Source organism: Hymenobacter psychrophilus (assembly GCF_900107135.1).
GTDB classification, from domain to species: Bacteria; Bacteroidota; Bacteroidia; order Cytophagales; family Hymenobacteraceae; genus Hymenobacter; species Hymenobacter psychrophilus.
Map to the genome: position 1 here is coordinate 102,389 of NZ_FNOV01000003.1, position 22,200 is coordinate 124,588.

Annotated in this window: 21 protein-coding genes and 1 other RNA gene; 13 read left to right on the top strand and 9 right to left on the bottom strand. The window is 59.9% G+C overall.

Translation table 11 applies throughout. The annotated features are described in order from the left end of the window. Positions 1 to 54: 54 nt before the first annotated feature. Positions 55 to 822, bottom strand: a complete 768-nt coding sequence (radC, locus tag BLW21_RS05325; RefSeq protein WP_245711817.1) for a RadC family protein — start codon at positions 820 to 822, stop codon at positions 55 to 57. A gap of 113 nt (positions 823 to 935) precedes the next feature. Between radC and BLW21_RS05330 the strand changes: the two genes are divergently transcribed. The 5 genes from BLW21_RS05330 to BLW21_RS05350 all read left to right on the top strand — a co-directional run bounded on the left by BLW21_RS05330 (position 936) and on the right by BLW21_RS05350 (position 5,410). Then, a complete protein-coding gene (locus BLW21_RS05330) occupies positions 936 to 2,183 on the top strand; it encodes a metallophosphoesterase (protein WP_092738429.1) in 1,248 nt (415 codons plus the stop codon). A gap of 201 nt (positions 2,184 to 2,384) precedes the next feature. After that, positions 2,385 to 3,050 carry a hypothetical protein gene (locus BLW21_RS05335; RefSeq protein ID WP_092738430.1) on the top strand — a complete coding sequence of 222 codons (666 nt, stop codon included), beginning with the start codon at positions 2,385 to 2,387 and terminating at the stop codon, positions 3,048 to 3,050. 176 nt (positions 3,051 to 3,226) lie between these two features. Further along, entirely contained in the window at positions 3,227 to 3,910 is a 684-nt protein-coding gene (locus BLW21_RS05340) for a carboxypeptidase-like regulatory domain-containing protein (RefSeq protein WP_092738431.1), read from the top strand. A gap of 160 nt (positions 3,911 to 4,070) precedes the next feature. Further along, positions 4,071 to 4,988: a UV DNA damage repair endonuclease UvsE gene (uvsE, locus tag BLW21_RS05345; RefSeq protein WP_092738432.1), complete on the top strand. Its 918-nt coding sequence runs from the start codon at positions 4,071 to 4,073 to the stop codon at positions 4,986 to 4,988. 74 nt (positions 4,989 to 5,062) lie between these two features. Continuing rightward, positions 5,063 to 5,410: a hypothetical protein gene (locus BLW21_RS05350; RefSeq protein WP_092738433.1), complete on the top strand. Its 348-nt coding sequence runs from the start codon at positions 5,063 to 5,065 to the stop codon at positions 5,408 to 5,410. Between the two features lie 80 nt (positions 5,411 to 5,490). On the opposite strand, the gene BLW21_RS05355 is transcribed toward BLW21_RS05350, so the two are convergent. Further along, positions 5,491 to 5,865 carry a hypothetical protein gene (locus tag BLW21_RS05355; RefSeq protein WP_092738434.1) on the bottom strand — a complete coding sequence of 125 codons (375 nt, stop codon included), beginning with the start codon at positions 5,863 to 5,865 and terminating at the stop codon, positions 5,491 to 5,493. A gap of 210 nt (positions 5,866 to 6,075) precedes the next feature. Next, positions 6,076 to 6,447: a transfer-messenger RNA gene (gene ssrA, locus BLW21_RS05360) on the bottom strand. 176 nt (positions 6,448 to 6,623) lie between these two features. Between ssrA and dnaX the strand changes: the two genes are divergently transcribed. The 6 genes from dnaX to BLW21_RS21710 all read left to right on the top strand — a co-directional run bounded on the left by dnaX (position 6,624) and on the right by BLW21_RS21710 (position 14,918). Beyond that, positions 6,624 to 8,792: a DNA polymerase III subunit gamma/tau gene (dnaX, locus tag BLW21_RS05365; protein ID WP_092738435.1), complete on the top strand. Its 2,169-nt coding sequence runs from the start codon at positions 6,624 to 6,626 to the stop codon at positions 8,790 to 8,792. A 296-nt stretch (positions 8,793 to 9,088) separates the two neighbouring features. Then, positions 9,089 to 12,055 (top strand): M16 family metallopeptidase, encoded by a 2,967-nt coding sequence (locus tag BLW21_RS05370; RefSeq protein ID WP_245711818.1) that lies wholly within the window; start codon positions 9,089 to 9,091, stop codon positions 12,053 to 12,055. A gap of 221 nt (positions 12,056 to 12,276) precedes the next feature. Beyond that, positions 12,277 to 13,539 carry an NADP-dependent isocitrate dehydrogenase gene (icd, locus tag BLW21_RS05375; protein ID WP_092738436.1) on the top strand — a complete coding sequence of 421 codons (1,263 nt, stop codon included), beginning with the start codon at positions 12,277 to 12,279 and terminating at the stop codon, positions 13,537 to 13,539. 88 nt (positions 13,540 to 13,627) lie between these two features. Continuing rightward, a complete protein-coding gene (locus BLW21_RS21040; protein WP_139255090.1) occupies positions 13,628 to 14,110 on the top strand; it encodes a hypothetical protein in 483 nt (160 codons plus the stop codon). Between the two features lie 158 nt (positions 14,111 to 14,268). After that, the gene (locus BLW21_RS05380) at positions 14,269 to 14,517 is read left to right on the top strand and encodes a hypothetical protein (protein ID WP_092738437.1); all 249 of its coding nucleotides are present in this window, start codon (positions 14,269 to 14,271) and stop codon (positions 14,515 to 14,517) included. A gap of 206 nt (positions 14,518 to 14,723) precedes the next feature. After that, on the top strand, positions 14,724 to 14,918 hold the full coding sequence (locus BLW21_RS21710) for a PIN domain-containing protein (RefSeq protein ID WP_217633840.1): 195 nt from the start codon (positions 14,724 to 14,726) through the stop codon (positions 14,916 to 14,918). A gap of 107 nt (positions 14,919 to 15,025) precedes the next feature. Here the strand turns inward: BLW21_RS21710 and BLW21_RS05390 are convergent, their stop codons facing one another. Continuing rightward, positions 15,026 to 15,724, bottom strand: coding sequence for a hypothetical protein (locus BLW21_RS05390; RefSeq protein ID WP_092738438.1), 699 nt, complete (start codon positions 15,722 to 15,724; stop codon positions 15,026 to 15,028). A gap of 380 nt (positions 15,725 to 16,104) precedes the next feature. After that, positions 16,105 to 17,151: a mechanosensitive ion channel family protein gene (locus BLW21_RS05395; protein ID WP_092738439.1), complete on the bottom strand. Its 1,047-nt coding sequence runs from the start codon at positions 17,149 to 17,151 to the stop codon at positions 16,105 to 16,107. Between the two features lie 143 nt (positions 17,152 to 17,294). On the opposite strand from BLW21_RS05395, the gene BLW21_RS05400 reads away from it, so the two are divergent. Then, positions 17,295 to 17,591 carry a DUF202 domain-containing protein gene (locus BLW21_RS05400; protein WP_092738440.1) on the top strand — a complete coding sequence of 99 codons (297 nt, stop codon included), beginning with the start codon at positions 17,295 to 17,297 and terminating at the stop codon, positions 17,589 to 17,591. Positions 17,592 to 17,831: 240 nt separating this feature from the next. Here the strand turns inward: BLW21_RS05400 and BLW21_RS05405 are convergent, their stop codons facing one another. Both BLW21_RS05405 and BLW21_RS21455 read right to left on the bottom strand, forming a co-directional pair. Then, positions 17,832 to 18,344 carry a DinB family protein gene (locus BLW21_RS05405; RefSeq protein WP_092738441.1) on the bottom strand — a complete coding sequence of 171 codons (513 nt, stop codon included), beginning with the start codon at positions 18,342 to 18,344 and terminating at the stop codon, positions 17,832 to 17,834. Positions 18,345 to 18,553: 209 nt separating this feature from the next. After that, positions 18,554 to 18,694 (bottom strand): hypothetical protein, encoded by a 141-nt coding sequence (locus BLW21_RS21455; RefSeq protein WP_175470867.1) that lies wholly within the window; start codon positions 18,692 to 18,694, stop codon positions 18,554 to 18,556. Positions 18,695 to 18,960: 266 nt separating this feature from the next. Here BLW21_RS21455 and BLW21_RS05415 point away from each other — a divergent pair, with 266 nt between their 5' ends. Beyond that, positions 18,961 to 20,157 carry a pyridoxal phosphate-dependent aminotransferase gene (locus BLW21_RS05415; RefSeq protein WP_092738443.1) on the top strand — a complete coding sequence of 399 codons (1,197 nt, stop codon included), beginning with the start codon at positions 18,961 to 18,963 and terminating at the stop codon, positions 20,155 to 20,157. Positions 20,158 to 20,236: 79 nt separating this feature from the next. Here the strand turns inward: BLW21_RS05415 and BLW21_RS05420 are convergent, their stop codons facing one another. Both BLW21_RS05420 and BLW21_RS05425 read right to left on the bottom strand, forming a co-directional pair. Beyond that, entirely contained in the window at positions 20,237 to 21,055 is an 819-nt protein-coding gene (locus tag BLW21_RS05420) for a murein L,D-transpeptidase catalytic domain family protein (protein WP_092738444.1), read from the bottom strand. 174 nt (positions 21,056 to 21,229) lie between these two features. Then, the gene (locus BLW21_RS05425) at positions 21,230 to 22,069 is read right to left on the bottom strand and encodes a murein L,D-transpeptidase catalytic domain family protein (protein ID WP_092738445.1); all 840 of its coding nucleotides are present in this window, start codon (positions 22,067 to 22,069) and stop codon (positions 21,230 to 21,232) included. Positions 22,070 to 22,200: the final 131 nt, after the last annotated feature.

A 22,200-nucleotide genomic window follows, 5' to 3' on the forward strand; every position in this document is an offset into this window, starting at 1 on the left:
TGGAAGTCAGCTGCCCCAATTTTTAATTTTTCACTTTTAATTTTTACTTCACCCCTACAGCATTCCTTCGTCGGCGAAACTGTGGTAGCCCTGGTCGGTGAAAATGAGGTGGTCGAGCACGGGCAGGTCGAGCAGCTGGCCGGCCTCCTTGAGCTTACGGGTCAGGGCAATATCGGCGGCCGAGGGGTTACGGTTGCCGCTGGGGTGGTTGTGCACCAGCACAATGCTGCTGGCCAACTGCTCCAGCGCCTCCTTGAAAATAAGCTTGGGGTCGGCCACGGTACCAGCCACCCCGCCCCGGCTGATGCTGACGGTGCGCATGACCACGTTGGCGCGGTTGAGCAGAATCACCCAGAACTCCTCGTGGGGTAAATCCTGCAAATGGGGCTGCATCACGCGGTAAATGTCGCGCGAGCAGGTAACAGTGGTGCGGGCCGGGGCGTCGGCTTCCTTGCGGCGACGGCCCAGCTCCAGCGCCGCCACAATGGTAATGGCGCGGGCCTCGCCGATGCCCTTCTGCTTCATCAGCTCCTTTACCGAGAAGCGGGCCAGCACGTTCAGGTCGTTCTGGGCCGCTTTGAGCACGAGCTTGGCCACATCAACGGCCGACAATTTGGCGGTGCCCGAACCCAGCAGAATGGCCAGCAGCTCGGCATCCGAGAGTACAGCGCGACCCTTCTGCAGCAGCTTTTCGCGGGGCCGGTCTTCTTCTGCCCAGCTTTTGATGCCGCTAGCGACCGGGGCGTAAGCGGCAGGTGTGCCATTTGGGGCCTCGGGGGCGGGTTGCGGCGGGTTTTCCGACAGCTTGTCAAACTCTTGCATGGGGCACCGTTGTTGTAGGCCCGGAATTTAATCTAAAAACCGGGCTCGGCCATCGTGTTGCCAGTCCCTCTGTCTTACTTTGTGGTCCCATCAATGGGGGGCCTGTTTTTTCTATGTCCCGCAAACTGTTTCTGCCTTTCTTTTTAATCCTGGTAGCCGCTGCCGAATGGTATGCTTTTCAGGCTGTACGCACGCTGGTGCAATCTGCTTCGCCCGGTCTGCGCCGCACTACGGTGGTGCTTTATTGGGTCCTGACGGCTCTGGTATGGGGGCTGGGCTTCTGGGCCATGAGCAACCGACGCGAGCACGCCTCCTACAAAGCCTACCTCGGCGGATTGCTGCTGGCTGTTATTGCCGCCAAAATAGTGGTCGTCATTCCGCTGCTGCTCGAAGACGTGGTACGCCTGGGCCGCTGGGTGGCCCAGCTGGTAAGCCGGCCCGCCGGGGCGGAAGCCGGGCCAGCCATTTCGCGCAGTGAGTTTCTGAGCAAAGTGGCCCTGGTGGCCGGGGCCGTGCCTTTCGTGGCGCTGCTGTGGGGCATGTTTAAGGGACGCACCGACTACACCGTTAAGCGCGTGGTGCTGCGCTTTCCTAACCTGCCGGCCTCGTTCGATGGGTTTAAAATGCTCCAGATTTCCGACCTGCACACCGGCTCGTTCCAGAGCCTCGCGCCGCTGCGCCGGGCAGTGGCCCTCATCAACGAGCAGGCCGCCGACCTGGTGGTGATGACCGGCGACCTGGTGAACAACTACGCCACCGAAGTGGAGGAGCACATCGACACGCTGGCCGGCATCCGCTCCAAGCTCCCCATTTACTCCATCCTCGGCAACCACGATTACTCCGACTACGTGGACTGGACCCAGGAAGGCGGCTTGGCGGCCAAGCAGGCCAACTTGGCCCGCATGAAAGCCAACCACGCCAAAATCGGCTGGAACCTGCTGCTCGACGAGGCCCGCACCATTGAGCGCAACGGCGAAAAAATCAGTTTGATTGGGGTGCAGAACTGGGGAGCTAAGGGCTTCGCGCAGTACGGCGACCTGGCCAAGGCCCACGCCGCCTCCGACCCCGCGGCCCCGTTCAAAATCCTGCTCTCCCACGACCCCTCCCACTGGGACGCGCAGGTGCAGAACTACCCCGACATCGACCTGATGCTGGCCGGCCACACCCACGGCATGCAGTTTGGTTTAAACCTGTCGTTTTTGAAGTGGAGCCCGGTGCAATATGCGTATAAGCAGTGGGCCGGCCTGTATCAGCGCGGCCGCCAGCACCTGTACGTAAACACCGGCCTGGGCTTCATCGGCTACCCCGGCCGGGTGGGTTTCCTGCCCGAAATTACGGTGTTCGAGTTGCAGCGGGGGTAGCAGAAGTTGATAGTTTAGAAGCGGTTAAAAAGTGCGCGTTCTGCGAGGTATAGGCCTTAACAGAACGCGCACTTTTTCCTTTTTTCAATTTCCGGCTTCCTGCTTTCCCAACGGGCCAACCTCCGCCCGCCATCCACCGTATACGCGCCATTCCCATTTTCTCTCCCTCCTTTTTTTCCCACTGACTTTCAAGCCTTCCTCATGAAAAAGACCCTGCTTCTGCTTTCGGCTGCCGCTGCCTTCACGCTCGGCTCGTGCTCGGAAAACCAGCCCGCTGAAACCACTACCACGACCACCGATACCACCATGACCACGGCCACCACGACCGGCAGCATGGATTACTCGCCGGAAGCCGTTAACAGCCGCGCCGACCGTATGGCCGGTGATATGGCCACCAGCATGAAGCTTGACGAGCCGACCCGCACCCGGGTACGCGACATTTATGTTGCCCGGGGCCAGCGCATGGCCGAGCTCAACCAGAAATACATGACCGACACGATGGGCATGGCCGCCGCCCGCCGCGACGTGTACAGCAACACCGATGCGGAAATGAAAACCGTGTTCACCGACCCCACGCAGTACACGGCCTACGAAAGCAGCCGCAGCAGCTACATGGACGACCGGTACATGGACAGCGGCAGCATGGGTTCGTCGGACAATATGTCGATGGGCAGCTCATCGGCTGACATGAGCAGCTCCGAGATGGACAAGATGAAAATGAAGGGCGAAGACGGCAGCAAGCTGAAGGTGAAAGCCGACGGCGACGTAAAAATGAAAGACGCTGAGGGCAACAAGGCCAAAATGGATGCCGACGACGGCACCGTGAAAATGAAGCCTCAGGACGGCGACAAAACCGTCATCAAATAACTTTTTTGGCGGCCAGCGCACTTTCGGCCGTCAATTTGTTAGCTCGGGGAAGCCCGCACCTGCAACGGTGCGGGCTTCTTTTGTCTCCTTCCGGTACAATGAGCGTTTACCGGCCAGCCCGTTGAGCCTCCCGGGGAGAATGGTTTCCCCGCCGCGCTGTGTTAGTTTGCCTGTTGATGCTGTTTCCTCCTCCCCTGTCACCCGCTGGTCGTGTTCGTTTTCTGTTGCTGCTGGCGCCACTGCTGCTGCTGGCGGGGCTGGCGGCGGGGCAGGTGCGCGTAACGGGCCGTATTTCGGAGGAAGGCTCTCGCCGGCCCATTCCCGGGGCCTCGATAACGGTGCGGCGCACCCAGCTGGCCGTGGTAGCCGACGCCAGCGGCGACTTCGGCGTAACGGCCCAGCGCACCGATACCCTTATTTTCCGGGCCGTGGGCTTCAAGGCCCGGCAGCTGCCGCTGGGTGGCACCGGCCTCTCGCAGCTGGTGGTCCAGATTCGGCTGCGGCCCGATACAGTGCAGCTGGGCGAGGTGCGCATCACCGAAGGCCGGCCCGATCAGGAACTCATCGACCGGGCATTGCGCAATATCAAGCGGCCCAGCACTGCTCCTACCAGCGCCGTGAAGCGCCCGCCCGCCCCGAAGCCCATGTTCCCCGTCGATTCGGCAGCTCCCAAGGCCCCTACTCCCACCCTGGCCAGCCCTGTCAGCCTGCTGTACGAGAAGTTTTCCAGAGCCGGCAAGGAACGGGAGAAGATGCGGGAAATTGAGGCGGAAGAAGCCGCTCAGCAAGCCGCCAAAAAAGCCCTGCAGGAACGCCGCCGCTACAACCGCAACTTCAAGGATAACCGCGGCTACGAATAAGGCCTGGGGCTGCATTAGTGAATGAACTGGGGAAACCGGGTTTTCGGGAGTTGATATTCGGATGCTTACTGGATAGGTTGGTTTTTGGCCGCCAGCGCCTTTTCTGCCGTATGCCTTCTGAAACGTCCTCTCAGGTCCAACTAGCACCCACGCCTCCGTTATGCGAATCGGTTACCCCTGCGTCAACGAAACGCTCGACTGCACTTCTACCAGCACCTTTCGACTAGCTTCTTACACCGATGAGCGCCTGGAGCTGACGGTGGCCAACAACCTGCGCTGCCTGCTTCAGATTTTGGAGTGGAATGTAGCCCACGGGCTGCTGTTCTTCCGCATTGGCTCGGGCGTAGTGCCCTTCGGCTCCCACCCCATCAACACTTTCCCCTGGCAGACGCGCTTTGCGGCCGAGTTCCGGGCCATTGGCGACTATGTGCAAGCCCACAGCCTGCGCATCTCGTTTCATCCCGACCAGTTTGTGGTGCTCAACTCGCCCGATGCCAGTATTGTGGAGCGTAGCGTGCAGGAGTTGGTGTACCAGGGCTCGATGCTGGATCTGATGGGCCTCGACTCTACCCACAAGCTCCAGATCCACGTCGGCGGCCTCTACAACGACCGGGAACTAGCCATCAGCCGCTTTATTGCCACGTATCAGCGCCTGCCCGAAGCCGTGCGCGTCCGCCTGGTTATCGAAAACGACGACCGCCTGTTCAGCCTGCACGACTGCCTGCGGGTGCACGCGGCGGTGGGCATTCCGGTGCTGTTCGACAACTTCCACCACGAATGCCTTAACCACGGCGAAACCATGGCCGAGGCCCTGCGCCTGGCCGCCGCCACCTGGCACCCCACCCGCGACGGCGTGATGATGATGGACTACAGCTCGCAGGCTCCCGGTGAGCGCAAAGGCAAGCACACGCCCACCCTTGAAGACAACCTGTTCGAGGGTTTTCTGCGTGACCTTGGCGACCTGGATGTGGATATTATGCTCGAAATCAAGGATAAAGAGGCCAGCGCCCACCGCGCCTGCGCCACCCTGCGCGGGGCCGGCCTGCTGCCCGGTGTACCGGCTCCGGCGGCAACCTGACCTTTGGCGCCACTTTTTACGTAAGCCTACCTGCCCCTTGGGCTATCTGTTTTTTTTCCTGATTTTTCTTTCCTATGATTTTCACCGACCTGCTCAACGCCACTACCCACTCCCTCAGCAACGGTCTCACCGGCATCCCGCTCAGCGCGGCCATGGACAACACCGAAACCTGGCAGCAGCACCTGCTGCAAAGCGGCGAGCCCCGCCTCCAGGATATCGGCCGCGAAATTGGCAACCTGCAGTCGTTGCTAAGCGAGGGCGACATGGGCCTGAATGCCCCGGCCATTGGCCGTTCGCTAAGCATGCTGGCCTCGCAGACTGCCGAGGCTGCCAACACAGCCCCCACCGAAATCCGCGCCAGCCTGACAAACCTCTCTGACTTGCTGCTGCGCGCCGGCGGCCAACTGGAGCAGAAAGCCTAGGACCATCCTCTTCGAGCATAAAAAAGCCGGCCCGCATGATGCGGGCCGGCTTTTTTACGTCTGGCTAGTGCGGGCACCAGCTATCTGATTGGGTTGGTGTTGCGCGGCGCGTTGGTCCGGCGGGTCGAGCGCTTGGTCGTCGTCGTTGTGCGGGTATTGCGGGGCTCCGTGGTCGTCATGGTGGAGGTGCGGCGCTCGGCATCCATGGTCGTGCGGCTCTCCACGGCCGGGGTCTGGTCCATGGTTCCAACGCTGGTTTGCGTGGGGTTGGTGGTAGTGGGTGTGCGCTGGTCGAGCGTGCCGGGGTTGGTTGTCGGGTTGGCCGGGTTGGGTACCGGGGTTGTCGATTGGTTCAGCGTACCGCTCCGGGTGGCTCCGGTGTTCATGGTCTGGGCCGAGGCGGCCGTGGCCGTACCCACAAACAGGGCAGCGGCCAGCAGGAAATTCAGTTTCATAGGAAAGAAATGTAGCGTTAAGGATAGCCTGACTCCGAATGGAGCTGCTGCCGGAGTATACGTCTGGGGTTACGCGAGAGCCAGAAAAGCCTGAATTTTTAACCTCTATAAATCACTATATAACAATCTTTTATCAGCTCTAAACGGTTGATTCAGGGCAAACAAAAAACCCCGCCGGCCGAGGCCTGCGGGGTTTTTCACATCGTTCAGAAGTGGAGCTGCAGAGATTCGAACTCTGGTCCAGACAAGGAAAACGTCGAGCTTTCTACGTGTGTATCTATGCTTGGATTGTCGAAGGAAACCAGGCGCACATCAGGCCTTTGATTTCCCCTTATCTGTTTGAGTTTCGCCCGCGGGTCACAGCTCCCCACGAACTATCCTAACTGCTTTCGACGCCCCGAACTCACCCGTGAGCAGGAAGACGGATGCGGGACGATGACATTACTTAGTACCTAGACTAAGCAGCCATGGCGTAGCTATACTCGCCAGTTGTGTTTTGGACGGCTTTTTTTACGGGAGATTCATCCAACTCCCGACACGCTTACTCGCGCAGTGCACGAGCTGTCAATTCCGGTCAGCCCCAGTTGTGAAAGAACGATGTCCGCCACGAGTGGCGGGGTGCAAATATACGCACGTTGCAGTAGAAACGTTGTAAGAGGGCAAAAATGTTCCATTGGTTTTGAGAGCCGGCCAGCCATAATGACACGACAGCAGCCTTCCAAAGCCGGGCTTTTCGGGGTAACTTTGTGGGAAGACCTATGGAGAATTTCGTTGTTTCGGCCCGCAAGTACCGCCCGGCCACGTTCAGGAGCGTGGTGGGGCAGCAGCACGTTACCACCACGCTGCAAAACGCCATTGCCTCGCAGCATCTGGCTCAGGCGTTCCTGTTCTGCGGCCCGCGGGGCGTGGGCAAAACCACCTGCGCCCGCATCTTGGCCAAAACCATCAACTGCGAGTTCGTGGAGGAACACGTGCGCCTGGGCCGGCCCATATCGGAGCTCATCCAGTCCCAGCCCGACATCGTGCCCGAGGCGCTGCTAACGGCCGCCGACCCCGACAATACGCCCTTCGATTTGGAAGCCTGCGGTAAATGCGGCTCCTGCCGCGCCTTTCAGGAAAACGCGTCCTTCAATGTGCACGAGCTGGATGCGGCTTCCAACAACTCGGTGGAGGACATTCGCAGCCTCGTGGAGCAGGTGCGCTATGCCCCCCAGCAGGGCCGCTATAAAGTGTACATCATTGATGAGGTGCACATGCTCTCGAACGCGGCCTTCAACGCGTTTCTCAAAACGCTGGAGGAGCCGCCAAGCTACGCCATCTTCATTCTGGCCACCACCGAGCGCCACAAAATCATTCCCACCATCCTGTCGCGCTGCCAGGTATTCGACTTCAACCGGATTAAGGTGGACGACATTCGGGGGCATTTGCGCTATGTGGCTACCCAGGAGCAGATTACGGCCGAGGACGACGCCCTGCACCTGCTGGCCCAGAAGGCCGACGGCGGCCTGCGCGACGCGCTGAGCATGTTCGACCAGATGGTCACGTTTTCGGGCCAGAATCTGCGCTACCAGGATGTAATTCAGAACCTGCACATTCTGGATTATGAATACTATTTCCGGCTGACTGATGCGTTGCTGACCGAGAACCTGAGCGCCACGCTGCTGCTGCTGGAAGAGGTGATGCAGAACGGCTTCGACCTGCACAACTTCGTGGTGGGCGCGGCTGAGCACCTGCGCGGCCTGCTCGTGTGCAAGGATGCCGTAACGGTGCAGCTGCTGGAAGTGTCCGACAACATCCGGGCGCGCTACGTGCAGCAGGCCCAGGCGGCCCCGCTGGCCTTTCTGCTTTCGGGCCTTAACCTGGTCAGCCTCTGCGACCGGGAGTTCAAGCAGGCCAAAAACCAGCGCCTGCACGTCGAGCTGATGCTTATGAAGCTGGCCTATCTGAACGGGGCCGTGCAGTTTGCCCGCGACCTGAGCGCCGGCCCGGCCGCCTCGCCTGGTAACGGCGAGGCGAAAAAAAAAAGTAGCGTAAGCCCCCAAGCTCCCTCCACAGCTGCGCCCGCAGCCCCTAGCGGCCAGTTGGTCGCCGACGGTACCGCCGAAGCGCCCGCCGCCTACGCCACGGCCCCGGCGAATCAGCCCACCCTGAGCACCAGCAACGAAGCACTAAGCACCGAAAACCTGGCCCACGGCCCCGCCGACCCGCAGCCCATCGTGCCGGTGGAAAGTGGCGTGGAGGAGCTGCACGACACGCCCAGCATCGAGGACGAAACGGCCACCCAGGTGCCCACCACCAGCCAGCTACGCGATACGGTACCGCACATTGAAACCGGCCGGCCCAGCATTGCGGGCCACGAGCCGGGCCAGACGCCCGTAACGGCCGCCCCGCTGCCCCCGCCCATCCCGAAACCCGGCATGCCCCCGATGGGCAAGCCCCTGGGTCTCGGCACCAAATTACCTGGCCTGGGCAGCCTGAACGCCATGAAGGCCCAACTGGCCGAGCAGGCCGCCGCCGGTAAAGCCACCACCGACGCCGAACCCAGCGGCCCCGTAACCGGCTTACCTGCCGTCGACGATGCCAAGCTGCAACGCGCCTGGAAGGAGCTGACCGAGGAGCGCAAGGCCGGCAGCATGATGCACTACAGCATCCTCAACCGCCCGGTGCAGGCCAACGAGCAGCACGTTATTCTGCTGACCGTGGATAACCCCGTGCAGGAAGACCAGTTCAACGACTTCCGGGGGGAATTTGTGACCGAGTTGCGCCGCCGCACCGGCTACCCGCGCCTGAACGTGCAGGTAAGCATTGTAGAGCGCCAGGAAACCGGCCGCAAGCTCTATACTGCCACCGACAAGCTGGAATACCTGACCGAGAAGTATCCCATGCTGGCCGAGATGAAGCAGCGCCTGGGACTCGACGCCGACTAGGCCACGAATTGGCGCAGATTTTAACGGATGGCGCGGATTTCGTAGCCGATTACAAAGGCCACCTGCATAGAGGTGGCTTTTTCGGTTCAAGCAAATGGGCGGCCGCTAGCTACTACACGGCGGGCCGTTCACGTAATCCGTGCAATCCGTTAAAATCCGCGCTAATCCATGATCCTATAAGCAATTTTCCGCACTTGAAAGGCTGAACGGGTATCGACGGGCTTTTTATTCCCAGGGGGGACGCCTATCTTTGAGTTTCTTATTATATCCTGCTCGCTTCCCGCCTCCCTTTCCTCGTGAGAAAACCCCTTCTGTTTTTTGTTCCGGCTCTGGCGGTCCTGGGCCTCACCCAGTGCCAATCCGGCAAAACCGCGGTTTCGGCCACGGCTACCACCGAAGCCACCGTTACGCCTCAGCAGAAGGAGTACAAGTACCAGACCGTGGAAGGCGACCCGCTCCAGGCCCGCATCTACACCCTCGATAACGGCCTGACGGTTTATTTGTCGGATTACAAGGACGCCCCGCGCATCCAGACCTACCTGGCCGTGCGGGCGGGCTCGAAGAACGACCCGGCCACCGCCACCGGCCTGGCTCACTACCTGGAGCACATGGTGTTCAAGGGCACCTCGCACTTGGGCACCCAGAACTGGGCCCAGGAAAAGCCCGAGCTGGCCAAGATTGAAGCCCTCTACGAGCAGTACCGTGCCCAGCGCGACAACCCCGCCGCCCGCCAGAAGACCTACCACCAGATTGATTCGATTTCGGGCGTGGCGGCCAAATACGCCGTAGCCAACGAGTACGACAAGGTGATGGGTGCCATCGGCTCGAAGGGCTCTAACGCCTACACGTCGGTCGAGCAGACGGTGTACCAGGAGGACATTCCGAGCAACCAGATCGAGAAGTGGGCCGCTATTCAGAGCGAGCGGCTGGGCGAGATGGTACCGCGCCTGTTCCATACCGAGCTGGAAGCGGTGTACGAGGAGAAGAACCGCGGCCTCGACAACGACTTCAGCAAGGAGTACGAGGCTTTGAACCGCACGCTGTACAAGCAGCATCAGTACGGCACCCAGACCACCATCGGCACCATCGAGCACCTGCAAAACCCGTCTATCACGGAAATCAAGGCGTATTTCGATAAGTACTACGTGCCCAACAACGTGGCACTGACGCTGAGCGGCGACCTGGACTACGACCAGACCATCCGCATCATTGACAAGTACTTTGGCCAGTTGAAATCGAAGCCGGTACCCGCGTTTACCGTGGCCCAGGAAGCCCCGATAACGGCCCCGGTGGTGACGAAGATTGTGGGACCGAGTGCCGAGAACGTAATGCTGGGCTTCCGGTTTCCGGGCACCAACACGCCCGACGCGCTGGCACTACGCATGATCGATAAGATTCTGACCAACGGCCAGGCCGGCCTGATCGACCTCAACCTCAACCAGCAGCAGAAGGTGTTGCAGGCCGCCTCGTTTACCGACCTCAACAACGACTACTCCTCGCACGTGCTCTACGCCACGCCCCGGCAGGGCCAGAAGCTGGAGGAAGTGCGCGACTTGCTGCTGGGCCAACTGGAGAAAGTAAAGAAGGGCGACTTTCCGGAGTGGCTGATTCCGGCCATCATCAACAACGAGCAGCTCCAGCGTACCAAGAGCTACGAGAGCAACGAGGCCCGCGCCGGCGCCTTCGTAGCCGCCTTCGTGGCCCGCACCGACTGGAAGGACTATTTGCAGCAGTTCGAGGACTTCGGGAAACTGACCAAGGCCGACGTGATGCGGGTGGCCCAGCAGTACTATGGCCCCGGCTACGCCCTGATTTACAAGCGCACCGGCGAAGACTCCAACAAGGTGAAAGTGGTGAAGCCCGCCATTACGCCCGTGCCCGTGAACCGCGAGGTAGCCTCCGACTTCTACAAGCAGGTAACGGCCTTGCCCAACCCGGAGCTGCAGCCGGTGTTCATCGATTACAAGCAGGATATCAAGGAAACCAAGCTCGCCTCGGGCATCCCGGTCTACTACACCCACAACGAGGAGAACAACCTCTTCAACCTGTACTACGTGCTCGATATGGGCACCAACACCGACCCGCGCCTCGGGTTGGCCACCGACTACCTGCAGTACCTGGGCACCGGCAAGTATTCGGCCGCCGAGCTGCAGCAGGAGTTTTACAAGCTGGGCTGCTCGTTCTCAGTAAACAGCGGCCAGGACCGTACGTTCGTAAGCCTGAGCGGCCTCGACAGCAACATGGAGCCCGCGTTGCAGCTGTTCGAGCAGCTGCTGCATGCACCCAAGCCCGACGCCGACGCCCTCAAAAACATGGTGGCCGGCGTGCTGAAAGGCCGCGCCGATGCCAAGCTCAACAAGGGCGTGATTTTGCAGCAGGCCATGGTGAACTACGCCAAGTACGGCGCGCAAAACCCCTTCACCACCCAACTCAGCGAAAAGGAGCTCAAAGCCCTCAAGCCCGAGCAGCTCACCGCCGTCATCCAGAAGCTGCCGACTTTCCAGCACCGGGTGCTGTACTATGGGCCGAAGCAGGAAGCCAGCCTGACCACCACGCTCAACAAGCTACACCAGACGCCGGCCAAGCTCACCCCCACGCCCGCCAGCAAGGATTTCACCGAGCAGCCGCTTCAGGACAAGAAAGTGTATTGGGTGGATTACAACATGGTGCAGGCCGAAATCCTGTTCCTGACCAAAGGGCCCGTGTTTGACAAGGGCCTCGTACCCACCACCAGCCTCTACAACGAGTATTTCGGCGGCAGCATGGGCAGCATCGTATTTCAGGAGCTACGCGAGAGCCAGGCGCTGGCTTACTCTGCATCCTCACGCTTTTCTAATGCCGATAAGGTGGGCCGTAGCTCCTACAACATGAGCTACATCGGCACCCAGGCCGACAAGCTGCCCGAGGCCATGGCCGGCATGAACACCCTGCTCAACGACATGCCCACGGCCGAAGCCAACCTGCAGATTGCCAAGGCTGCCATCCGCAACAGCATCGCCACCGAGCGCATCACCAAGTCCGACATCCTCTTCAGCTACGAGCAGGCCAAGCGCCTCGGTCTCGACTACGACCTGCGCCGCGACGTGTACGAGCAAACGGCCAACATGAGCTTCGCCGACCTGCTCAAGTTTCAGCAGGCCCGCGTGAAAGGCCAACCCCAGACCATCCTGGTTATCGGCTCCAAAGACCGCCTCAATTTCAAGGAGCTGGCCAAGTACGGCCAGGTTCAGCAGCTTACCCTAAAAGAGATTTTCGGGTATTAGGGATGGCTAGAAGGAAAGAAAGCACGTCATGCTGAGCGCAGTCGAAGCATCTCTACCGCTTGGTTGCTATGCTAACCGGTCGACAGGATTACTACTGCGGTAGAGATGCTTCGCTCCGCTCAGCATGACGTTCTTATTTCTCTGACCGCCACCGCCCACCACCAACTACGCACTAACCTCAAAATACCTGTCACGTAACACCTGACACCTTTTTTTCAACAATGGCAGAGAAAATAACCATCAAGAACGGCAAGCTGAATGTGCCGGACCAACCGATTATTCCGTTCATTGAGGGCGACGGTACCGGACCAGACATTTGGGCAGCGGCCGTCCGCGTAATCGATGCGGCGGTAGAGAAGGCTTATAGCGGCAAGCGCAAGCTGGAGTGGAAAGAGGTGCTGGCCGGTGAGAAGGCCTTCAAGCAGGTAAACAACTGGCTGCCCAACGAAACGCTCGACGCCTTCCGCGAATACCTGGTGGGCATTAAAGGCCCCCTGACCACGCCCGTAGGCGGCGGCATCCGGAGCCTGAACGTGGCTTTGCGCCAGGAGCTCGACCTGTACGCCTGCGTGCGGCCCGTGCGCTGGTTCGACGGGGTGCCCTCGCCCGTGAAGCACCCCGAGCTGACCGACATGGTCATCTTCCGCGAGAACACCGAGGATATCTATGCCGGCATCGAGTACATGAACGGCACGCCCCAGGCTCAGAAGATGCTCGAATTCCTGCAGGACGAGATGGGCGTGAAGAAAATCCGCTTCCCCGAAACGTCCTCCTTCGGTATCAAGCCGGTGAGCAAGGAAGGCACCGAGCGCCTCGTGCGCGCGGCCATCGAGTACGCCATCAAGCACAAGAAGCCTTCGGTGACCATCGTGCACAAGGGCAACATCATGAAGTTCACCGAGGGCGCGTTCAAAACCTGGGGCTACGAGTTGGCCGAAAAGGAGTTTGGCGACAAGGTGTACACCTGGGCCCAGTACGACAAGGTGCTGGCCAAGCAGGGCCAGGAAATGGCCGACGCCCAGCAGAAGCTAGCCCTCGACAGCGGCAAAATCCTCATCAAGGACAGCATTGCCGACGCCTTCCTGCAGCAGATCCTGCTCCGCCCCGCCGACTACTCGGTAGTAGCTACCCTGAACCTGAACGGCGACTACATCTCCGACGCGCTGGCCGCCATTGTGGGCGGTATCGGCATTGCGCCGGGTGCCAACATCAACTACGACACCGGCCACGCCATCTTCGAAGCCACCCACGGCACGGCCCCCAAGTACGCCGGCCTCGACAAGGTGAACCCCGGCTCCGTGATTCTGTCGGGCGCCCTGATGCTGGAGCACCTGGGCTGGAACGAAGCCGCCGACCTCATCTACAAAGGCCTCGAAGCCGCCATTGCCGCCAAGCGCGTCACCTACGATTTCGAACGCCAGATGGAAGGCGCCACCCTGCTCAAATGCAGCGAGTTCGGCGACGAAATTATCCAGGATATGTAGTAGCTTGGTACAAGCCAACTACCTCACACTAGAACCCCCGCGTTGGCTGCAAGGCCGGCGCGGGGGTCCTTTTTAATATTTTACGTCAATGGACTTTTTCAGCTCTTTTGTAATAATATCTCCATTTATATCCGCTGCTTTAGCTAGCTCCCTGACTTATATATTTGGCACTCGAGCTAAAAGAAAAGAACTACTATATCAAAATAGGATCGAGAGCTTTAAACAAATTGCTATAAGAGTTTCAGAATTGAAGAAATACTGTATTGGGCAACTAGCCGTCTATCAGGGCAACGAGTTTTCACCTTTTTATGAACTAGAGGGCAGTGGGCTTACACATAGAGGTGCTATAGCTAATATAACGGAATACAATCAAATTTTTCTTACATCTAAGAGCAAAAAGGCACTTGAAAATTTAATAAATAACATATCTATGATATGCAATGCAGAATTATACATTGCTAGTCAAAGTTTCGATGACATCCCTGTCGACCACAATTCTATATATGAGTATACTCTTAAACAGGCTGACTTATGCTTGAGTATAATCTATAATGAACTTGGTCTGGACTAATCCGTCACTACCTGAATTCGCATATCCTCCAATATAAAAATCCAGTAGCAGCTCGAATTTACTCTCCGCAATCTGATACTGATGCTAGCGGAACGACTCCATACCCAGCGGTTGTTTCAACCTCTGCATAAGGCTTCTCATAACTTAGAACTACTGCCATGACTGTCAGCATCGAAACCATTGTCCAGGAATTACAACGGGTTCCGGTGGACCGTTTGCAGGAAGCATATCAGCGAATTCATGAGCTAACGGTTGATACTGCGGCGTACCGGGAGCATCTTATTCAGAAAAGCCGAGAGCTGACTGCTGCCTTTGATGATTGGTCGGCTGAGGATTGGGCAGATTTTGATGTAAATCTGCAACAAACCCGGCAGGAGCTATTTAATCGTCCAGCCCCCGAGTTATGAAACCTACTATTCTTGATAGCGACACTTTATCGTTCTACTTACGGCATCATCCTTCCGTAGAAAGGCAAGCCGAACAATACATTCGGCGGCAGGGGCAACTTACAATCAGCATTATTACTTATTACGAAATACTAAATGGGCTTTATTATCGGGATGCAAAAAAGTAGTTGGCGACTTTTGAGCAGTTGGTTCCGTTTTATCAAATAATGCCGCTAACGCTGGAGTCAGTTGAGATTTCGGCTAAAATATTTGCGAGCCTCAAACGACTCGGCCAGCCAATCGGCCACACAGATACGCTTATTGCCGGCGTGGCTATGGTAAATAGAATGCAACTTGCCACGAATAACACCGCGCATTTTGAGCGGATTGAAGGGCTGGAACTGGTCAACTGGACCAAGTAAGACTGATTTAGGATTACTATACCTACACCAAGCCGCTCAAATACGAACAGGGCACCCACCGGGTGCCCTGTTCTGCTTTCCACGAAGCTCACCAACTACACGGCCGGCTATTGCTCGTTTCGTTCGCGGCGGACGCGCTTGAGGAGTTGGGCGAAGGTGTAGTCTTCGTATTTGGCCTTGTCGGAGCGGGCGTAGAGGGCTTTGCCGTCGTCGAAGAGGTGCTTCATGGGGGCGTAGAGGGCGTTGAGCACCGTCATGTTGTCGTCGGTGTGGCCTTTTTGCTGGCTCATCTGGCTGCCCTGGGCCGTGGTTTCCTGCACCAGCGAATCGTAGAGGTCCTGGAGCTGCTGGGTGTCGGTGGGCTGCTGGCCGCGTTGGGCGAGGGCGGCGCTGTTGGCGGCAATGTTCTGGAGCAGGGTTTTGAGGGCCGCTTCCAGGCCCGGGTGGTCGTCGTGGTTGCGGGCGCGGCGGGCCTGCTCGATGCCGAAGCGGTCGGCGGGCACCGTGAGCGGGGTGGCGCGGCGCACGCGGGCCGCCAGGAAATCCAGGGCCTGGGGCAGCTGCTGGTACACCTGATGGATGCGCTCGGTGAACACCATGCGCTTGGCCACCTGCACCGACGTGGCCTCCAACTCATCGGCGGCGGCCAGGCGCTGGTCGTAGTCAGTGAGGAAGGCGGCGGTGTAGTCGGCGGGCAGCAGGGCCTGGAAATCGGCCTGGTCGCGCACGTAGCTCACGCGCAACAGGCGGGCCAGGGGCACCAGTTCATCAATCCGGCAGGAGAAATCGGGTTTTACGCGTTCCATACAACAGAGAAAGAGAGAGTTGAACAATAACGGAAAGTAGCCGTTTCCCGCTTTATCTCAACCATTGCCTCCCCTCTTTTTCCGGATGCGTTTCCACTGCCTCCGGATCCCTCCCAACACCCTCCGGATACCTTTCGACATACCCCAGACGCCTTCCAACACCCTCCGGACACGTTTCGATAGGCTCCGGATGCCTTCCTATATTCTCTGGGCACCTTCCGATGCCCTCCGGATGCGTTTCGATAAGCTCCGGATGCGTTTCGACATCCCCTGGATGCTTGCGACAAGCTCCGGCGGAGCGCAGCATCCAAGGCAAAAAACAGCCGGACCTGCGCGTGGGCGCAAGTCCGGCTGTGTGAGGCAGCGGCATTGTTGGCCGTTTAGCCGGCCGTATCGGGTTGCGGCGGCCGGGGCTGGGGGCGCGGCGCGGCAGCGGCTGCCGGGGCCGAGGCAGCGGCCGGTTGCTTGGCCAGTTGCTTCTGTTGCTGCTCGCGGCGCTCCTGGCGCACTTCTATCATCGAGCGGGGCACGTCGCCGGGGCCGGCGGGCCAGCCTTCGCGTTGCGTTTGGCGGTTGCCATCGGTTTCCTCGGTCTGGTCGTGCCACAGCACCACCTGGGTCGGGAAGGGCTGATCGATGCCAGCCTCGGTGAGCTTGTTTTTCACGGCTTCGAGCACCAGGTTCCTCGAGTGCATGTAATCGGCGCGGCGCGGCGGGTTGATCCACCAGCGCAGCCGGATATCAATGGTGCTCTCCCCTATTTCCACCACCAGGGCCTCGGGGGCCGGGTCGGCGAGCACGCCGGCTATCGACTGGGCGGCGGCCAGCATCACCTGCCGCGCCTGGGCAATATCGTCGCCGTAGCCGATGCCGAAGTCGTACTCCAGCCGGCGCATATCGTAGGCCGTGTTTACGGTTACGGCGTTGATGAACAGCTCGGCGTTGGGGATGACCACCCGGCGGCCGTCGTAGGTTTTGATGGTGGTAGCCCGGGTCTGGATGGTTTCCACAGTGCCCTCGAAGTCCTTGTACTTGATCTGGTCGTTGATGCGGAAGGGCTCGGTGAGCAGCAGCAGCACGCCGGCCAGGAAGTTCTGGAAGATGTCTTTGAAGGCAAAGCCGATGGCCACGCCCCCTACCCCGAGGGCGCTTAACAGGCTGGTAGGTGTAAAGCTGGGAATCATGATAGTAAACATCACCAGCACGCCCAGAATGAGCACGAACACGTAGGCCAGACGGCTCAGCAGCAGCGTCAGGCTCTGGCTTTGGTGGCGGCTGGCCGTGAAGCGCTGCACCAACGAGCGGATACCGCGGGCAATGAAAATAAAAACACCCAGAACGACCAGCCCAATGAGCAGGTTGGGCAGCACGGCCATAAAGCTGCGGCCCATACCGTTAAGCTTTTGCCAGGCAATAGAGAAATCCATACGTCGGGGAAAGAGGGAATAGGAAAGGGGCGGCGTAGTGGCCGACGGTGTAGAACACGTAATTGCCCGAACAATAGTTATGACGCTTGCTAAATGCCCCGCGACGCGGCAGCGCTCCGGCCCTTTTCCGCGTAAGCCCCATTATGACAAAGCTGCACACCGCCATCCCCGACTCCCCCCTCGAATTGCGCGACCGGCTGGCTATGGAACGCACCCGCCTGGCCAACGAGCGCACCCTGCTGGCCTACCTGCGCACCGGTATGACGCTGGTTATTGCCGGCTTCTCACTCATCAACTTTTTCCGCGACAATGTGTATGTGTGGGCTGGAATCCTGTTTGTACCGCTAGGCATGGTGATTATAGTGGTTGGCTGGTTTCGCTACCGGGTGCGCGCCCGCCACATCGAGCAGTTTGTGGCCACCGCCGATGCGCTGGCGTAGCCCGGCCCGATCCGCCGCCGCTCACTTGCCCAATAGCATGTTGAGGTGCCGCCATGTCGCGCTCGGTCCGGCGGCTTCAGTTGTTTCTGCTAACGCTCGGAGCTTGGCTAACGTGGAGTAGCTGACCGCAATACGACCAAGCTCCCGCTCCCCAAACTCTCGCTGCGGCGGGCAATCTGCTCGGCAGCCAGCCCCTCCACTCCCGCGGCATGCACCAGTTCCAGGTTGATTGGTGGCAACTCAGGCAGAGTGGGCGGCAGCCCGCGCTACCCGTGCCGTTACCAGCACTTGCCCCACGTGGCGGGTTGTGTGCTCGGCGGCGTGCACCAGCAGCCCGATAACGGTGCTTGGCAGCCCGGCCCGGCCCACCGCCCGAAATTCAGGCAAGCTGCTTTCGGAGGTCGTGCGCAAGGTAGTTAGCATAGCTTCTACGGCCTGCCCGAACGTGGCCATTAGCTCGGTAGTAGCTTGCGGACCAGCGGCTTCGGCGGCAAGATAGGCGAGCTGGGCAGCAGAGAGCGGCTGGGCTTGGGCGTACGTCTGCATCCGGTCGAGCACACCGGCCAGATGGCGCAGGTGAAAGCCCACCGAAGCAACCCCGGCAGGGCGGGCGGCTAACAACTCGTCGGGAAAATCGGCCAGCGCATCGTACAGTTCCGCACGGGCCTGGAGCAGGGCATGGCCCACGGGTTGGAGCAGGGCCGGGATACCAGGTAGCGGGCCGCGAAGCCAGATTTCGGGTTGAGTAGGCATGGGCAAGGGTGGTTTGACTTTTTAAACAGCTTCAAAGCTAACGGGAGTACGCTGCCAGCGCGCCGCTAAGGTCGGGCCAGGGCAGCGAATTCGGCCAGCACCCCCGTTACGAACCGCCGTTGCGAGTCGCTGAAAGCAGTCAGCCGGCTCAGGTACGCCTGCCACCGCTCCAGCCTCTCGGCACCCGTGAGTTCGTACGTCCACTGCGGCTAGTTGTCGACCATGATGATTTTGCCGCTGGCCTTCTGCCATAAATGCCCCAGCAGATGGTCGTCGGTAGATGGGCGGAGCAGACTGGTTCCCTCGTCGCCCATGGCCACGAACAGAAACGTCTGGCGATAGTAGCACAACGTTCGGTATCCCTGTTTATCGGCCGAAGCAAGAATATAATGGCCACTCTTAAACCGGGCTAAAAGTAGTTGCTGGCACTGTTCGATGGTAGCGGGCGGGGGCAAACAAGGCCACTTCATGGGCTTTGGGGATGATGTGGGGCCGTGCGCCTGTTACGGTAGCCGCTCAATAACGGGCGTTGCAGCCGTCCCGGATTTGCCGACGCCACGAGCACCTGCTACCTTGCGGCCGGTTCGTTCGTCCGTTGCTTTTCCGCCCCCAAATTATGCTTCATGTATCGGAGCGCGGCCAATTGCTGCCGCCCTCGCCCTACCGCCACCTTACGCCCTATGCCGAGGCAGCCCGCCGCCGGGGCCTCACGGTACATCCGCTCAACATCGGCCAGCCCGACATCGAAACGCCCCCGCAGATGGTTGCCGCCGTGCAGCAGGCCGACATTCGGGTGCTCGACTACGGCCCCAGCGCCGGCCTCGACTCCTACCGCCAGGTGCTGGCCACCTACTACCAGCAGCAGGGCCTGGCAGTTGTGGCCGACGACATTATCGTAACCACCGGGGGCAGCGAGGCTATTATGTTTGCGCTGCTGGCCTGCCTGAACCCGGGCGACGAGTTCATCGTGTCCGAACCCTTCTACGGCCCCTACCAGGGCTTTGCCATAGCCACCGACACTACGTTGATGCCGGTATCTTCGTATCTGGAAAACGAGTTTGCCCTGCCGCCGATTGCCGATTTTGAGGCGAGAATTACGCCGCGTACCCGCGCTATCCTGGTCTGCAACCCCAACAACCCAACCGGCTACGTGTACTCGCGCGCCGAACTGGAGCAGCTGCGCGACCTATGCCTGCGCCACAACCTCTACCTGCTGGCCGACGAAGCCTACCGCGAATTCTGCTACGATGCGCCCTTCGTCAGTGCGCTGGAGCTGTCGGGCGCGGAAGAGCACGTTGTGCTGCTCGACACCATTTCCAAGCGCTATAGTGCCTGCGGGGCCCGCATCGGAGCCTTGGTTACGAAAAACAAGGCGTTGCGCGAGGCGGTGTTCAAGCTGGCGCAGCTGCGGGTCTGCCCGCCGGGCCTGGGCCAGCTGCTGGCTCAGGCCGCCGCCGAGTTGCCTGCCGATTACTTTGCCCACACCCAGGCCGAATATCAGGCCCGCCGCAATCTGATGGTAGAGCGTCTGCAGGCGATGCCCGGCGTGCGCTGTCCGCGCCCCCGCGGTGCGTTCTACGTGCTCTGCCATTTGCCCATTGATGATGCTGCCCGCTTCGCCCGCTGGCTGCTGGAAGAGTTCGATTTAAACGGCGAAACGCTGCTCGTTTCGCCCGCCGCCGGATTCTACGCCACCGCCGGCCTGGGCCGCCAGCAGCTACGCCTGGCCTACGTCGTGCACCAGAACGTTATTAACCGGGCAATGGACTGTCTGGCAGCGGCGCTGCAACAGTATCCGGGTCGGCAGGGGTAGCAACCAATTTCAAAGCACACGAGCGCCCATCCTTGCGGATGGGCGCTCGTGTGCTTTCTGGCGCTGGGCCAAAGGGAGCCTAAATCAGCTGGCTATTATTAAGCATTGTGCTCATGGCCACATCCTGGTTCAGGTACTTGGATGAATAGCGGGTATCGGGGCCATTAATAAACATGGCCGTCTGGCCGCCGATGCTTTCAATGATGGCATCCTTCTGGTCCATGGGCAGTGCCGGGCAACCCAGGCTACGGCCCAGGCGGCCGTTTTGGCGGATGAATTCCTCGCTCACATAGTCGGCGCCGTGCATTACCACGGAGCGCATCAGCGCGTTGGTGTTGTAGCCCTCATCGACGCCGGCCAGCTTGAGCGAGCGGCCGTGCTTGCCTACATACTCGCCTTCAGTTACGTAGAAGCCAAGACTGCTTTTGTTCGACTCGTTCTCGTTGGAGAAGGTAGTGGCCATGTTCTCGCCCGAGTTGCGGCCGTGCGCTACCAGCGTATGAAACTTCACCTGCTTGCTTTCCAGATCGAGCACCCACAAGCGCTTTTCGGTAGACGGCAGGCTGAAATCGACCACTGTGAGCAGCTGCTTGTCGCTGAGTTGATTTGTTTTTTCGAGGTTGAGGTAGCCAGTCATAGCCTTCTCAAACACTTCGAAGGTCAGGCCTTGCTCCTCAACCTGCAGGTCGCGGTACAGGCCATGTACTTTCTGGTCGAAGATGGTGGCCTTGGAGATTGCCGCTACAGACACATGGGTAACTGCGGCCTTGGAGCGCGTAACCGGCGCGGCCAGGGGCGTAGCCAAAAACAAAGCGGCCACGAAGGGCAGCACCCGACGGACCATGCGACGCGACTTCAGTTTGAGCCGTTGCCGGCGAACCACACTCTTATTTTCCATCTTCACAGGTCGTTTCAGTTGCAGAAAAGGCACCGCTGCGCACAGCAGGCCAGTTAATAAGCTTATACGTAGCAGCCCCGAAGCCGGACGCCGGGAGGCAATGAATTTGGGGGCGGCAGCTCTATAACATAGCGTTTAGCCGATTAATTCCGCAGGCGCTTTCTCGCCCAAGGTCTACTCCCACCCGCGCGCTACCAGCCGCTGGGCTGCCCCGGCCACATCGAGCCATTTAGATTCCAGGCCGGGCCCGCTGAGGTAGAGGCAGCCACCTTCCCCCAGGGCCCCGATGATGGCGCGGTACTGATCGGGCGGCAGGGCAGGGCAACCACGGCTGTTGCCGGCCTGGCCGTGTTGCGCCAGGTACGCTTGGCTCACATAGTCGGCGCTATGCAGTACTACGTAGCGGCGTAGCGCGTTGTCGTTCTGGCCCGCATCAAGGCCCCGCAGCCGGCGTGAGAGGCCGTGCTTGCCCCGGTAGGTGTCTTGGGTACGATAGAAGCCCAGGGAGGTGCAGGCCGATTTTATGGTGTTGGAAAAATGCCGGGCCCGCAGGCCACCCGAACCCTGGCCGTGGGCTACGGGGCTCCGGTGCAACACCTGGCCGGCCCGCAAATCGAGCACCCACAAGCGCGGCTCCGAGGAAGGCAGGTCCATATCGGCCACGGCCAGGATGCCGGAGCGGCTGAGGCGGCCCGCCTGCCGCAGAGCCAGGTAGCCTACGCAGGCGCGCTCCAGCACTTCGGGACGTAAAGCAGCGGCCTCCGGCCCGAGGCGGCGGCGCAGCTCGGACACGGCGGCGCGTAGCACTGGCGGAATACCGGGTAGCGTTGCGAGGGGCGTAGGGACCAGCGAATCGACGGCAACGGGCACCGGCGCTGGCACAGCTACCGCTATGCTTTGGCGGCCCACCGCTACCTCACCGCCCGCCGACTGGCAGCCGGCCACCGCCCCACCTATTCCCAACAGGCCCAGCAGCAGGGCAGAAAGGCGGAAAGGCGAAGCGGTGAGTTTCATAGGTAACGGCTGGTTCAGGGCCCAAAATCTGCATTTACGCTGCCGGATGCAAATAAAGGATTCGATAAGTCAAACCCCTGTTCATAAAAAAGCCGCTTTCCGAAGTGGGAAGCGGCTTTCTAATTTACTTG